The sequence below is a fragment of the Arthrobacter sp. GW460-12-1-14-TSB2 genome, from assembly GCF_059423525.1.
Genome location: NZ_JBWKYC010000004.1, coordinates 174,458 through 188,370 on the forward strand (window position 1 = coordinate 174,458; position 13,913 = coordinate 188,370).

General features: G+C 66.2%; 13 protein-coding genes. 3 read left to right on the top strand and 10 right to left on the bottom strand.

Annotation, left to right across the window (positions count from 1 at the left end):
- Window positions 1-51: 51 nt before the first annotated feature.
- Entirely contained in the window at window positions 52-894 is an 843-nt protein-coding gene (locus AC07YR_RS08115) for a hydroxymethylpyrimidine/phosphomethylpyrimidine kinase (protein WP_494733652.1), read from the bottom strand.
- A 252-nt stretch (window positions 895-1,146) separates the two neighbouring features.
- Here AC07YR_RS08115 and AC07YR_RS08120 point away from each other — a divergent pair, with 252 nt between their 5' ends.
- The gene (locus AC07YR_RS08120; protein ID WP_494733653.1) at window positions 1,147-1,842 is read left to right on the top strand and encodes a queuosine precursor transporter; all 696 of its coding nucleotides are present in this window, start codon (window positions 1,147-1,149) and stop codon (window positions 1,840-1,842) included.
- A gap of 111 nt (window positions 1,843-1,953) precedes the next feature.
- On the opposite strand, the gene AC07YR_RS08125 is transcribed toward AC07YR_RS08120, so the two are convergent.
- The 9 genes from AC07YR_RS08125 to AC07YR_RS08165 form a co-directional block, all read right to left on the bottom strand.
- Window positions 1,954-2,898 carry a type IV toxin-antitoxin system AbiEi family antitoxin domain-containing protein gene (locus tag AC07YR_RS08125; protein ID WP_494733654.1) on the bottom strand — a complete coding sequence of 315 codons (945 nt, stop codon included), beginning with the start codon at window positions 2,896-2,898 and terminating at the stop codon, window positions 1,954-1,956.
- Window positions 2,899-3,050: 152 nt separating this feature from the next.
- Window positions 3,051-4,358, bottom strand: a complete 1,308-nt coding sequence (gene tgt / locus AC07YR_RS08130; protein ID WP_494733655.1) for a tRNA guanosine(34) transglycosylase Tgt — start codon at window positions 4,356-4,358, stop codon at window positions 3,051-3,053.
- 43 nt (window positions 4,359-4,401) lie between these two features.
- Window positions 4,402-5,127 (bottom strand): SRPBCC family protein, encoded by a 726-nt coding sequence (locus AC07YR_RS08135; protein WP_055800919.1) that lies wholly within the window; start codon window positions 5,125-5,127, stop codon window positions 4,402-4,404.
- 60 nt (window positions 5,128-5,187) lie between these two features.
- Complete coding sequence (locus AC07YR_RS08140; RefSeq protein ID WP_436056625.1) at window positions 5,188-6,198, bottom strand: DUF6707 family protein; 1,011 nt, start codon at window positions 6,196-6,198, stop codon at window positions 5,188-5,190.
- A gap of 109 nt (window positions 6,199-6,307) precedes the next feature.
- Window positions 6,308-6,847 carry an NUDIX hydrolase family protein gene (locus AC07YR_RS08145; RefSeq protein WP_028271117.1) on the bottom strand — a complete coding sequence of 180 codons (540 nt, stop codon included), beginning with the start codon at window positions 6,845-6,847 and terminating at the stop codon, window positions 6,308-6,310.
- A gap of 44 nt (window positions 6,848-6,891) precedes the next feature.
- Complete coding sequence (locus AC07YR_RS08150) at window positions 6,892-7,536, bottom strand: RraA family protein (protein WP_494733656.1); 645 nt, start codon at window positions 7,534-7,536, stop codon at window positions 6,892-6,894.
- Window positions 7,533-8,012, bottom strand: coding sequence for a RidA family protein (locus AC07YR_RS08155; RefSeq protein ID WP_494733657.1), 480 nt, complete (start codon window positions 8,010-8,012; stop codon window positions 7,533-7,535). The genes AC07YR_RS08150 and AC07YR_RS08155 overlap by 4 nt, the downstream gene beginning before the upstream one ends.
- Window positions 8,009-9,373 carry an MFS transporter gene (locus tag AC07YR_RS08160; protein ID WP_494733658.1) on the bottom strand — a complete coding sequence of 455 codons (1,365 nt, stop codon included), beginning with the start codon at window positions 9,371-9,373 and terminating at the stop codon, window positions 8,009-8,011. The genes AC07YR_RS08155 and AC07YR_RS08160 overlap by 4 nt, the downstream gene beginning before the upstream one ends.
- A gap of 179 nt (window positions 9,374-9,552) precedes the next feature.
- Window positions 9,553-10,746 carry a PucR family transcriptional regulator gene (locus tag AC07YR_RS08165; RefSeq protein ID WP_436056629.1) on the bottom strand — a complete coding sequence of 398 codons (1,194 nt, stop codon included), beginning with the start codon at window positions 10,744-10,746 and terminating at the stop codon, window positions 9,553-9,555.
- A gap of 196 nt (window positions 10,747-10,942) precedes the next feature.
- Here AC07YR_RS08165 and AC07YR_RS08170 point away from each other — a divergent pair, with 196 nt between their 5' ends.
- On the top strand, window positions 10,943-12,280 hold the full coding sequence (locus AC07YR_RS08170) for an MFS transporter (protein ID WP_494733659.1): 1,338 nt from the start codon (window positions 10,943-10,945) through the stop codon (window positions 12,278-12,280).
- Entirely contained in the window at window positions 12,277-13,902 is a 1,626-nt protein-coding gene (locus AC07YR_RS08175) for a thiamine pyrophosphate-dependent enzyme (RefSeq protein ID WP_494733660.1), read from the top strand. Before AC07YR_RS08170 ends, AC07YR_RS08175 begins: the two co-directional genes overlap by 4 nt.
- Window positions 13,903-13,913 lie beyond the last annotated feature (11 nt).

The window sequence follows — 13,913 nt, forward strand, 5'->3', positions numbered from 1 at the left end:
GAGGTGTTTTCGCGCGAACAGTGAGAGAGCGTCCTGAGGGGTGGGGGAGAGCTAGCGCGGGCCACCCTGCCACAGGGCGTCGAACGGAGCGCCTGAGGCCACGCGGTTACGGATTCCGGCAGTCACAAACTCCTTCGCGGTGCGGGCAGCCTCGAGCGGGGTCGCACCCTTGGCCAGTTCGGCCGTCACCGCGGCAGCGAGGGAACACCCGGCACCGGACACGGCCACTTCGCCCACCTTGGGCGCGGAGAGGATTTCCAGGGTGTCGCCGTCGTAGTAGACGTCGACGGCGTCGGGCCCGGCCAGGCGCACGCCGCCCTTGGCAAGCACTGCCGCGCCGCTCAGCTCATGGATGCGGACGGCCGCAGCCTTCAACGACTCGACGTCGGTGATTTCCAGGCCGGACAGCGACTCCGCCTCGAAATGGTTGGGCGTGACAAAAGTGGCCAACGGCAGGATCTGGGCCTTCAGCGCCTGATCCGTGTCGAGCGCGTGGCCCGGCTCCTGGCCCTTGCAGATCAGCACCGGGTCCAGCACCACGTTCGCGAAACCTCCGGCGGCCAGCGCGGACGCCACGGTCGAAATGGTGGCCGGGCTGCCCAGCATGCCGATCTTCACGGTATCCAGCACGGACGGCGCGCCGGAAGCGGCACCGTAGGCCGCCGTCGTCGCCTCCAGCTGATCCGCGATGACCTGCTGGTCTACCGGGACAAAACGGTGGTTCCAGTTGTCGTTCGGGTTGAAGGAGACGATGCAGGTCAGGTTGGCGATGCCAAAGACACCCAGTTCCTGGAACGTCTTGAGGTCAGCCTGTGCACCGGCACCGCCCGTCGCCTCGGAACCGGCAATGGTCAGGGCGACGGCGGGATACGTGTCAACAGCAACAGAAGTCATCCACCCATACTGCCACCGCCCCCGAACAGCCCGCATTGTGCGGATGACCAATATGAACGCGTACTTCGGGCGCGGCCAGGCTGTCCGCCGTCGTTGTTCCGCCCGCCGGGGCGCAATGGTGCGAGAATGGTAGACGGTTCCGGCGGAAGCACTTCGCGGGAGCCCTCCCAGTGCTAATACAGCCGGCCGCCGCTGCGGTTCATCACCGCGGCTTGACGTGCAGCCGAGCGAACCACTCCGAATGGACCACCCATGACTTCCGCCAAGACTTTCCCGGCCTCCGCGGCGCCGAAATTCGCTTCGATCGGTTCCCCCTATTTCGGCATCCTGCTGGCCGTCATGGCGGTGGTGCTGATCCTGTCCAACATCGGGGCATCAAAGGGCGTGGCGATCGGTCCGATCATCACGGACGGCGGCTTCTTCCTGTTCCCGCTGGCCTACATCCTGGGCGATGTCATCAGCGAGGTCTACGGGTTCAAGGTGGCGCGGAAGGCCATCATCACCACGTTTGCCCTGTCCGTGTTCGCCTCCCTCTGCTACTGGGTGATCATTGCGCTGCCCGGCTTCGACGACGAGTTCGGAGCCTCCAAGCAGGCCGCGCTCGAAGGGGCGCTGGGGCCGGTTCCGCAGATAGTGCTCGCGTCGCTGCTGGCATTCCTGGCCGGGCAGACCATCAACTCCTGGATTCTGGTGAAGATGAAGGCCCGCACCGGCGAAAAGTCGCTCTGGGCGCGGATCATGAGCTCGTCGGTGGCCGGTGAGTTCGTGGACACGCTGATCTTCTGCAGCATCGCGGCGTCGGTCATCGGCATCACGGACCTGGGCATGTTCGTGAACTACGTGCTGGTGGGCTTCCTTTACAAGACCCTGGTGGAGTTCCTCTTCGTGCCCGTGACGGCGTTGGCCATCGGCTGGATCAAGAAGCGCGAACCCAGCTACGGGGCGTAGGGCCCGGCTCCCTCCCTCCCTGCCCGCCGAAGTCGCCGGAAACGTGCGAGTTCGCCGTAAGTTTGCGGCGAGTTCGCACCGTTCCGGCGAACTCGGAAAGAAGTCCGCGGTTCAGGACACCCGTGGGCGGCCGGCCAGCGCCTGGAGCACACGGTTCTTGAATTCCTGCTCGCGGAAGAGGTCCTTCCACTCGATCCGGACGAAGAACCATCCCTCCTCCGTCAATGCCTTTTCGCGAAGGCGTTCCTGGAAGAGCACCTCATCGGTGGGTTGGAAGTCGAAGTACTTGAGCCTGCCGTCGAACTCGAGGGCGACCTTCTCCTTCTTCCAAGCAAAGTCCAGGCGGTGCCTCCCGGCCCGGCTCGTGACCTCAACCTGGGGCTCGGGCGGCCTGATGTTGAGTCGGAGGATCAGCTCCCGGGTCAACGTCTCGCCGGGGGATTCAGAGCGGGCGTCGGCGATGGCCAGTACTCGACGGAAGGTCCGGATACCTCGGCGCCCGTCCAACGAATCCGCCATCTCCTGCAGCAATGACCGGTCCGCACCAAGGCGCAGCGCGTGGTCCATTACGATGAGTGCCTGCCGATAGTTCAGCAGCATGGCGCAATCCGCAGCCGTCCTCTCCAGCGAAGTGCTCCGCAGGCCGCCCACCAATGTCACCTCGTGGTCGGAAAAGGGGCGCGTGTGGCACCGCACATCCTTGCCATGGCGCTCACTCGACGGGCGCACGCGCTGCAGAAGATGGACTACGTCATCCACGTTCCAGAGGTAGAGGCGGTGCAGGCGTGCGGCGGAGGTGTGGCTGTAGACAAAGGCACCTGCCGACGTCGTGCGTGTTCCGTGCGCATGCGCGTAGATCAACTGCCGGCTCCGAACCCGAGGGGACTGGGAGTTCCAAATGCTGGCGCGGAGATAGCAGCCGTAGCGCAGCCGGACGAGGGAACCCGAGTCCAACAGGGACTTGATGGACCGCGAGCCAAAGCCGAGGTCGACGAGCTGGTCCGTGCGCCAGAGGTTGCCCGTCGCCGGGAGCGCGGGGGTGATGTGAGAAGGCATGGGATTAGCATCCGGTGCCGCTGGATCTTCCGGGAGGCGCCGCCGTCGTTATGTGGAAAGCGCCGGGTCGCCGGAACGCTGCGAGATCGCCGTAGCCTTCCGGCGACGTCGCACGTTTCCGGCGAATTCGACGACGGCGCGCCCGCCCAACCCTACGAGTAGTAGCGCCGCAGGGTCTCCGCCTTGAAGTCGAAGAAGTTGCCGGCCTCGATGGCGAGCCGGGCGTCGTCCACCATTTTCACCACGAAGCGTTCGTTGTGGATGGAGATCAACGTGGCCGAGACCATCTCCTTGGCCTTGAACAGGTGGTGGATGTAGGCCCGCGAATAGTTCAGGCAGGCGTAGCAGTCGCAGCCTTCCTGCAGCGGGCCGAAGTCGCGCTTGTACTTGGCCCCGGAGAGGTTGAACCGTCCCTCGGGATGGTAGAACGCCGAATTGCGGGCCACCCGGGTGGGGGAGACGCAGTCGAAGGTGTCCGCGCCGTTCTCGATGGCGGTGAAGATGTCGTCCGGCTCGGAGATGCCCAGCAGGTGCCGAGGTTTGTTCTCCGGCAGTTCCTCGTTGCACCAGCGCACGATCGTGCCCAGGTTCTCCTTCTCCAGCGCCCCGCCGATTCCGAAGCCGTCGAAGTTCATGGCGCCGAGGTCCCGGCAGGCCTTGCGGCGCAGGTCCTCGTACTGGGCGCCCTGGATCACGCCGAACAGCGCCTGGTATGGCTTGCCCGTGCGCTCGGACGTCAGCCGGAAGTGTTCGGTGATGCAGCGTTCGGCCCAGCGGCGGGTGCGTTCCAGCGACTCCTCCTGGTAGCCGCGGGAGTTCTGCAGCGTGGTCAGCTCGTCGAAGGCGAACATGATGTCCGCACCGATCTGGTGCTGGACGTTCATGGAGATCTCGGGGCTGAAGCGGTGCCGGTCGCCGTTGAGGTGGCTCTTGAACCACACCCCTTCCTCATCCACGTGGGCCAGGCGTTCCTTGCCCGGAGCGACGGCATCGTCAGGGCCGGAAGTGTCCACCGATTTCATGTCGATGACCTTCTTGAAGCCGGAGCCCAGGCTCATCACCTGGAACCCGCCGGAGTCCGTGAACGTGGGCCCGGACCAGTTCATGAAGGCGCCCAGCCCGCCGGCCTCGTCCAGGATGTCCGCCCCCGGCTGGAGGTACAGGTGGTAGGCGTTGGCCAGCACGGCCTGCGCACCCAGTTCGGCAATCGACTCGGGCAACACGGACTTCACCGTGGCCTTGGTGCCCACGGCGATGAACGCCGGCGTCTGGATGTCGCCGTGCGGAGTGCTGATGGTGCCGGTCCGGCCCAGGAACCCACCGCCGTTGGCGGCCATCTGCTCCGGCGTCGGCGAACACGTTTCGCTCAGCCGCTTGCCCACGGTAAAGGAAAACTCGGACTGCAGGGCTGGGGCACCCGGCTCGAGAGGCGAGAGTGAGGGTTCAGTATTGGCTGGCACGGTTCAAGTGTGCCAGCTTGGCTCCCGGAAACTTAGCCGGCGGTCAGTGCACGGGGTCCGATGTGGGATAGTTCTCAGCCCGCCAGTTGTCCCAGCTGGTGCGGATTTCCTCCAGCCGGTGGGCCCCCAGATCGTAAGTGGACACGATCACCATGGAACCGCCGTCGGGCCTTACTTCGGCAATGGGCGGCTGGTCCGCCACGACTAGCAGGCCGTCGCCGTGTTCAGCGTAGCTGTGCACGGTGAGCCCCACCTGGTGGTTGGTCCGGTACCAGACCTTGCCGGAGATCTCCTCACCGGTCGGCAGCGTCAGCGAGTACGGCTCACCCCGCTTGGGGAGATCCGCCAGGCCGAGCTTGTCGATCGCCGAGCCGTCCCCGCCCGGAACAGAAAAAAATGCCGTGCGGCGTTTACTGTGCGGGTGGTGTTCCAGTGCGAAGCGGAGCTGTTGGAGGAACGTCAGCCAGCTTTGGGTGATGTCCTCGTCCCAGGCGGCCCACTCCGAATTGTGATCCAAGGCGGCCCGTGTCACGCTGACTTCGGTGCCGGTGGGAACGGGTTTCAGGTTGAACTCGTCCCCGCCGTCCACGGTCAGGCTGGTGTGGTCCGGGCCTTCGACGACAGTGTCCTTGAAGTAGATCTCGTTGATTTCGGCGGCAAGGTCGTCGGCCTCCCAGCCGTGCCACTGGGCCACCTTGGCCGGTTCACGCAGCATCGTCCAAACCTGCTGCGCATCGGAATTAATCACAACGCTCAGATTGTTCGTCATGGGGTGAATCTACAACTCCCGGCGCCCCCGGGGTAGGGCCTAACGGGTGGGGCACAGCCCTCAGGCGCGTACGGACTCCAGTTCGTTGCCGATCCGGCGGTCCAGCTCCTTGATCCCGATCGTTTCCGAGCCGCCATGGGCCCGCAGGAACATCAGGGCCTCAAGCCGCAGCAGCCGCCATTCGCGTTCGGCGTCCGGGTTCGAGTTGTCGATGGCCCGGAAGATTTCCTTGTCATACAGGTTGGGTTCATTCAGCGAGCGCTGGCGGACCTTGGCGTTCATCCGGGCTTTGAACGGGTCCGTTTCCATCGCTTCGGGGGCCCGGAGGAGTTTTTCGTACACGTCGGCACGGTCCTCCTGCCCGGTCTGCCGGCAGATGTAGCTGGACAGGGAGAGCGCCGCCTCAACCGACGTCCACCGGCCCGGGTTGCCATCGAAGGGCAGGACGTTGAGAAGGTCCGCGACGGCCAGGGCGCTCTCGGTATCCCTGAGGACGACGAAAAGTTCGTGGGCGAGGTCGTTGAGGTCCTTGAGGCAGCTTCCGGATTTGGTGTTGATGCCCTTGGCCAGGCGGTCGCTCAGCAACATCACGCCCAGCGCGTCCGGATGGGCGGCCGCGGCCGCCTCCACCACCGACTCGGGCGTTCCCGAAGGCGCCGGGATGAGGGCCAGCTCTTCCTCGCTTGGGCCGGCCGCGATGGCGGCTGCGGCAGGGGTCGTGGCCGGTTGCGGAGGTACGACGACGGCGGGAGCCGCCGGGGCGGTGTCCCCCCCGGCAGAGTCTGCCCCTGCGGTGGGCGGCTCAACGAGCTGCAGGGCGGCGTCGTCGGACTCTTCGGAAACAGTTGTGGCGCCCGCCACGAGGACCGTGGACCCGGCCGCGATGCGCAGGATCCCGCCGCCGGTGAGCGTTGCCAGGACCACGGCCGGGGTGCCGAAATCGTCTTCCTCAACGAGCACGCTCTGGATTTCGGCGGACCGTTCGCCATCGGGGAGAAGCAGCAGGTGGCCGGTCTGCAGAGAGCCAGCCTGGAGCTCGCTGTAGTGCTGGGCGGCTGGGCGGTGGGTCATCGGGAGTCCTTAAGTTCTCTTGCGGTCCGCCCTACAGTCTACAAAGGAGCCTGCCGAAAATCGGGGACGCCCGGGTTCCTTCGAGCGTCCCCGCTGAAGCCCGGGGAACTTAGCTGCCGACGCCCGCGAACGCGAGCGCCTGCCGGACGAGCGCGCCGCGGCCGCCGCTGAATTCCAGCTGTACGTCAGGGCTCAGGACCTCTTCAGGGGTCATCCACGTGAGCTCGAGGGCGTCCTGGCGGGGTTCGCATTCGCCCGTGACCGGGATGATGTAGGCCAGCGAAACGGCATGCTGGCGGTCGTCCGTGAAGCCCGTGTGGGATGGCGCCGGGAAGTATTCGGCCACGGTGAACGGCACCGGGCTGATGGGCAGCTGCGGGAACGCCAGCGGGCCGAGGTCCTTCTCCATGTGGCGGAGCAGGGCTGCGCGGATGGTCTCGCGGTAGAGGACGCGGCCGGACACGAGGGAACGGACCATGGTGCCGTCCTCGTCGGCCTGCAGCAGCGTGCCAACTTCGTTCACGAACCCGAGGGGATCAAGGCGGACGGGTACGGCTTCCACGTAAACCATGGGAAGCCGACCCCGGGCTTCGAAGAGGTCCTCATCGGACAGCCAGCCGGGATTCGGGTCAGGAGTGCGCACGTTCATGCTTAAGTTCTACCCCATCCCTGCCCGAACCCCGCGCCGGACGTTCACACTGCTAGGACTGAATCGAGTGGTTCCCCTGCCGTGATCCTTGCCAGGAGGGCGGGTTCGGCGGCGTCTGAGGCCAGGGCCCGGTCAAGGATTGCGCCCAGTGCCTCCGGGGATAGCACGATGACCCCGTTGTTGTCCCCCAGCACCCAGTCCCCGGGACGGACCTCGACGCCGCCGCACATCACGGGGATGTTGACGGCGGACCCGTCGTGGTGAATCCGTTTCGTGGTCAGGCACGAGGTACCGCGGGCAAAGACCGGCAGGCCGGTTGCCCGGAGCTCTGCGAGGTCCGTGGCCACGCCGTCGACCACCACCCCCGCGGCGCCCCGCGACAGGGCCGCCGCCGCCGTGACCGCGCCGACCGGGGCATGGCGGTGGTCACCGGACATGTCCACCACCAGCACCGCGCCAGGGTGCAGCGCCAGCAGGGCGCGGTTCATGGCGAAGGCGTCGTTCCCCGCGATCCGCACCGTCACTGCCCGTCCGGCCACCTTGATGCCGTCGAGCAGGGACTGGATGGCAGGATCCAGGAAGCCGTCCTCCAGGAAATGGCCGATCGTGGGGTAGCTGACGTTCGCGAGCCTGTCCGCCAGCACGCTGGCCAGGTCCTCGGCGGTTCCTTCAACGCGGGTGGCACTCATGGCGCCACCGTCGCTGACGCTTCGCCGGCAACCACCGCGACACACTCGATCTCCAGGGACACACCCCAGAGGCTGACGCAGACGGATGTCCGCGCAGGCTTAGCGGCGCCGAAGAATTCAACGTACACGCGGTTGTACTCCTCAAGCTGCCCGGGATCGGTCAGGTAGGTATTCACCTTGACCACGTGTTCCAGGCCCGAGCCCGCGGCTATCAGTACGGACTCGAGGTTGCGGATGGTCTGGCGCACCTGGTCCGCGAACGATTCGGGCTGGTCGTCCAGGCCGCTGACCGCGGGGATCTGGCCGGCGGTGAAGACGAAGCCGTTGGCAACGACAGCCTGGGAGAAGGGTCCGACGGCGGCGGCCCCGCCGGGGATTTCGGCGATCCGGCGCACGGTGCCACCCCCGGCCGGCGCTGCAGGCAACAGATCTGCCGTGTTGCGTCCGGCAAGTGACGGATGGTGTGTGGCAGTCACTTGGCGGCCACCGCCTGGTGGGAGCCCTCGGCCGGTGCCTCGTCCATGGCGTCGGTGTTGCCGTGGCGGGTTTCGGTCAGGACGAACAGCGCGCCCAGGGATACCAGTGCGGCGGCCATGATGTACCAGGCGATGGAGGAGCTCTGGTGCGTCACGCCGAGCAGCCACGTGGTGATGAACGGGGTCGCGGCACTGCCAAGGAGGCCGGAAAGCATGTAGGCGACCGAGAGGCCTGAATAACGGACCTTGGAGCCGAACAGCTCGGCGAGGAACGTGGCGATGGGCCCGTAGTTGGCGGCGAAAGCGGTCATCATGGCCAGGTAGGCGATGAACAGCAGGGGCACCGATCTGGTGTCCATCAGCCAGAACATGGGGAAGGCCAGGGCTGCCTCCGCGGCTACACCGGCGTAGATGATCGGCTTGCGTCCGTACTTGTCGGAGAGCCGGCCGAAGAACGGGATCAGGACAAAGCAGAGGGCGCAGGCGGCCAGCACCACCCAGAGCATGAGGGCCTCCGAGTGGCCCAGTTCCTTCTTGCCGTAGGAGACGCCGGAGGCCACGAGGAGGGTGAACGTGCTGCCGGTGGACAGGGTGGCAACGCCGCCCAGGATGACCTGTTTCCAGTACTTGGCCATCAGGGCCGCGAAGGGCAGCTTGGCTTTCGCTCCGGCCTCCTTGACAGCCTGGAAGGAGGGGGTTTCTTCGATGTTGAGGCGGATGTAGATGCCCACCGCCACCAGCAGCGCGGACGCCAGGAAGGGAATGCGCCAGCCCCAGCTGAGGAGGGCTTCGGTGCTGACGGTCGAAGCGACGATGAGGAAGGCCACGTTGGCGATGAGCGTGCCGGCGGGGACGCCCACCTGGACCAGCGAACCGTAGAAGCCTCGGCGGTCCGCCGGTGCATGCTCCACGGTCATGAGCACCGCGCCGCCCCATTCGCCGCCAAGGGCCAGGCCCTGGATGACGCGGAGGAAGAGCAGCAGCAGGGGAGCCATGATGCCGATGCTGTTGTAGTCCGGCAGCAGGCCGATGGCGAAGGTGGCCGCGCCCATGGTCAGCAGCGAGATGAGGAGCATGGATTTGCGGCCCAGCCGGTCGCCGAAGTGGCCGAAGATGATGGCGCCCACCATGCGGGCGATGTAGGCCGAAGCGAAAGTGCCGAACGCGAGCATGGTGCCCACGATGGGGTCGAAGCTCGGGAAGAAGATCTTGTTGAAAACGAGGGCGGACGCCGTTCCGAAAACGAAGAGGTCGTACCACTCCACGGTGGTGCCGATAACGCTGGCGAGGGCAATCTTGCGCATTTTGGCGAGGTCGAGCCGGGCTGTTGCGGCGGTGGTTGTTTCTACCATTTGAGCCATCAGTATCTCCAGATGGGGTGCGGGGACGAGCGTCCGATGCAAGGTAGGTACAACTCTTGTGTGTAGCGGATCACACCTCAATGGCAGAAATACCATCAAAAAAGCGCCAGCAATGTGAAAACACACAACGGCGACGGCCCGATGCGGCCCCGGACATCAGCGGCCGCCCAGGCCCGGGCTCAGGCCCAGGCCACCACCAGCCGGGCTGCCTGGGACGGAACGGTGAGATCGATGCCCGTGAGCTCCTCGAAGCGGTTGAGCCTGTTCAGGATGGTGTTCCGGTGGCAAAAAAGCTGCTCGGCCGTCACTGTGATGTTCCCGGTGGACAGGAAATGCCGGACGGTTTCCATAAGCCGCTCGCGTTCCCCGCCGCGGCATTCCTCCAACGCCTCCTCCACCTGGGCGGCGAGGTCCAGTCCGGCGTCCTGGAGGTTCTGGTTCGCCAGCCGCGCCCAGGCGGCATCCGCGGAGAGCGGTCCTGAGTCGTTCGGACGGATCAGCGCCGCAAGGCTTTCCGCCGTGCGGGCTGCAGCGGGAAGGGCCCGCAGGCCGTGCACTTCGGGGACGAATCCGCACGGGATGCCCGCGAGTGAGGGCGGCAGCTGGGGGACCTGGACGGGGGCGCCCCGCGGTGTTGCCCGGGGTGCGGGCAGTGGCCAGAACAGGTAGGTGGTTCCGCCGGATTCATGCAGGAACAGCCGGTGGCGGAGCTGCAGTCCCGAGCCGAACTGGGCCGAGGCCGCCCTGAGGCCGGCCCCTGCTTCGCCGCCCGCCGCCACCAGTCCGCACCACGCATCCGGGCTGATGCCAAGGGCGGACCCCACTTGGGCCGACGTTTCGGTGGACAACGTGCTTTGGTTGAACAGCCTGGCGATGAATTCGCGCTGGATGCTGGACTCCTCCTGGGCCATCCGGACCCGTTCGGTGAGGTAGCTCATGTGTGTCCTGGTAGCGAATTCGTCCACCACCCGCCACACGAGGTCCACGCGGGAAGCCAGCAGTCCGGCGTCGTCCGGGGCGGCGATCTCGAGCAGCTCCGCCCACAGGATGCTGAAGTCCAGCCGCACCGCGGAGGTCAGGGACTCGGGTGGAATCCCGGCCCTGGCGCGCTTGGAGCCCAGGTCGGAAGCGAAGGCCAGCAGCCCGTCCCGGCCGTTGTCCGCCTCCCCGCCGCGGAGCCCGTGAGTGAGGCGCCGGAACGTCTCCCGTGCGGTGTCGCGGATCTCCGGGACAGTCACCTGGCTTTCGCCGTATTCCGGGATTTCCCGAACCCGTGCAGTGAAGGTCTGGGCGAGCTTGTCCAGCCGTCCTTCGAGCTGGTCCACCAGCTCGATCCAGCGAATGGCATCTCCGGGAGTACTAAAATTGTGCATTTTCACAGTGTAGAGCGTGATTTCCGTGGTGCAATGCTAGTTTTTTTGGCAAATCCTACTGGCAGAATGGAATGAAGCGCCGGGTGAGCCCAGTCACAGGGCCCGCAGCTCACAGGGCCCGCAGCCGACAGCTGGCATGACGGCCCCGGGCAGCGCCAGTCACCTTTCCCGTCCAGTCACACTACTTGGAGTAATCATGGCAAGCAGCGCAAGCAACGCCACCACCACAGTGGGTCCGCAGACGCCACGCGTTATCGACGAACGAGTCACCAGGAAGGTGGCCCTGGCTGCCCTCGTGGGCACCGCGCTGGAGTGGTACGACTTCTTCCTGTTCACCACGGCCGCCGCGCTGGTGTTCAACGCCCAGTACTTCGTCTCACAGGATCCGTTCGTTTCGGCCATGAGCTCCTTCGCCACCCTTGCCGTGGGCTTCGTGGCCCGCCCCATCGGCGGCTTCATCTTCGGCGCCCTCGGTGACAAGGTGGGTCGCAAAAAAATCCTGATGGTCACCATTGTGGGAATCGGCATCGTGACCGGCCTGATCGGCCTCCTGCCGAACTACATGACCATCGGCGTCGCAGCCCCCATCATCCTGGTGGCCCTGCGGATCCTGCAGGGCCTGGCAGTCGGCGGCGAGTGGAGCGGCGCGGTGATTATCGCCGTCGAAAACGCCCCCGTGGCCAAGCGGGCACGGTACGCGGCGCTGCCGCAGATCGGTTCGCCGATCGGCACCATCCTGTCCTCCGGCGGCTTCTTCGGAATGCTGTACCTGGTGGGCCAGACCAACTTCGATGCCTGGGGCTGGCGCATCCCGTTTGTGGCGGCCATCCCGCTGCTGGCCATCTCCATGTGGATCCGCAGCAAGCTCAGCGAATCGCCTGAGTTCGAGGCCCCGATGGAGTCCGGCGAGACCGAGCACGCCCCCATCCGCGGCGTCCTGACCAAGAGCTGGCGCCAGATCCTGGTGGGCATGTGCTCGGCGCTGCTGGGCATCGGCGGCTTCTACCTCATCACCAGCTTTGTGGTCTTCTACGGCACCAAGGTCCTCAAAATGCCCTACGAAACCCTCCTGCTGGGCTCTCTGCTGGCCGCGGTTTTCGAAATCTTCGTCCTCATCTGGGCCGGACGCATGGGCGAAAAGTACGGCGCCAGCAAGGTGATCCTCTGGGGCGGCGTGGCCTCCGCGCTCGTTGCTGTCCCGGTTTTCCTGGCCATCGACACCGCCAACCCTGTGCTGGTCATCATCGCCATGATCATCGGCGTGTGCACCCTGTCCATCCCGTACGCAGTGTCCGGAACGGCCCTCACCGCGTTGTTCGCCACCAGGGTCCGGTACACCGGCGTGGCCATCACTTCCAACAGCGCCGGCGTCATCTCGGGCTTCGTGCCCCTGGTTGCCACCGCCCTGGTGGCCGCCAACGGCAACTCGTTCTGGCCTGGTGCCATCATCCTGCTGGTGGTCTCCGTCATGACGGCACTGTCCGGTATCTTCCTGCCCGCACTCAGCATCGAAGAAGAGGGAATGAAGCATTGAGCACCTCAACCACGGCCGGGCACCTCATCGTTGCCCAGCTTGAACGGGCCGGCATCCAGCGCGTCTACGGCGTCCCCGGCGAAAGCTTCCTGGACGTGCTGGACGGCCTCCACGGCTCCAGCATCGAAACCGTGGTGACCCGGCACGAAGGCGGCGCCGGTTTCATGGCCCTCGCCGAAGGCCGCCTCACCGAACTCCCCGGAGTGGCGATGGTGACCCGCGGTCCCGGTGCGGCCAACGCCTTCATCGCCATCCACACCGCGCACCAGGACGCCACGCCACTGATTCTCTTCGTGGGGCTCATCCCGGTGGCGGACCGGGGCCGCGAATCCTTCCAGGAATTCGACATCAATGCCTGGTTCGGCAGCACTGCAAAGAAAGTCGTGACGCTCGACGACGCCGCTTCCGCCGCCCGCGTGGTGGACGACGCGATCTTCACGGCGCTCAGCGGCCGGCCCGGCCCGGTGGTCATCGGGCTTCCCGAGGACGTCCTGGTCCACGCCATCGAGCAAGGCACGGTGGAACCCCGGGCTGTGGCACGGACCGAACCGACCGCCTCGGACCTCGCCGCGCTGGAGGAGCGCCTGGCGGCAGCACGCAAGCCGCTGCTCGTGGTGGGCGGCGAAGGCTGGGACCAGGAAAGCTCGGAGGCGCTGGCCGGCTGGGCTTCCCGCCACGGCGTGCCCATCCTGGCCGACTTCCGAGCCTACGATGCGGTTCCGCACAACAGCGACGCCTACGCCGGCTACCTTGGCTATGCCCGCAGCGACGACAACGCGCGCCGCCTCGACGAGGCCGACCTGCTGGTCTTCGTCGGCTGCGTCCGCGCCGACGTTCTTTCGGACGGCTACAGGCGCGGCCTGGATGCCGTCAGCGTGGTGGTCAACCTTGATGCCGACCTGCTGGGCCACTTCGGCCGGCTGGACCAGCACATTCCGGCCCACGTGGCATCGTTCTCCCGGGCGCTCGCCGCCACGGCCTCCGCGGTGCAGCCCGCTGCCGGCTGGCTTGCCGACGCCCGCGCGGACTACGAAAAGTTCTCGTCCGCCCAGCCGGACGGTGGAACGGGTGTGGATCTCGCCGTCGTAATGGAAATCCTCAAGCAGGAAATGGACGACGACGCCGTCATCACTTACGGGGCCGGGAACCACACGCTGTGGCCGGCGCGCTACCTGAAGCACAACTCGGCAAACTCCCTTGCGGCACCGCGCAACGGCGCGATGGGGATGGGGATCCCGGCCGCCGTTGCCGCCTCCCTGGCCTATCCTGGCCGGCAGGTCATCTCCGTTGCCGGCGACGGCTGCTTCCTGATGAACGGCCAGGAAGTGGCCACGGCCATGGGGCACGGCGGCAGGTTCATCGTCCTGGTGGTGGACAACGGCATCTTCGCCACCATCCGCGAACACCAGGAAGGCCACTACCCGGGCCGCCCGTCCGGAACGCACATGACCAACCCGGACTACGCCGCCCTGGCCCGCTCGTACGGCGGCTACGGGGAACGCGTGGACAAGGCCGAGGACTTTGCCGCAGCGTTCCGCCGCGCCGTGGAGTCCGGACTTCCGGCCGTCCTGCACCTGCCGCAGGATCCCGCCACCCGTTCACCCAAGACCGCCAGCAACTGACCGGAGCGTTC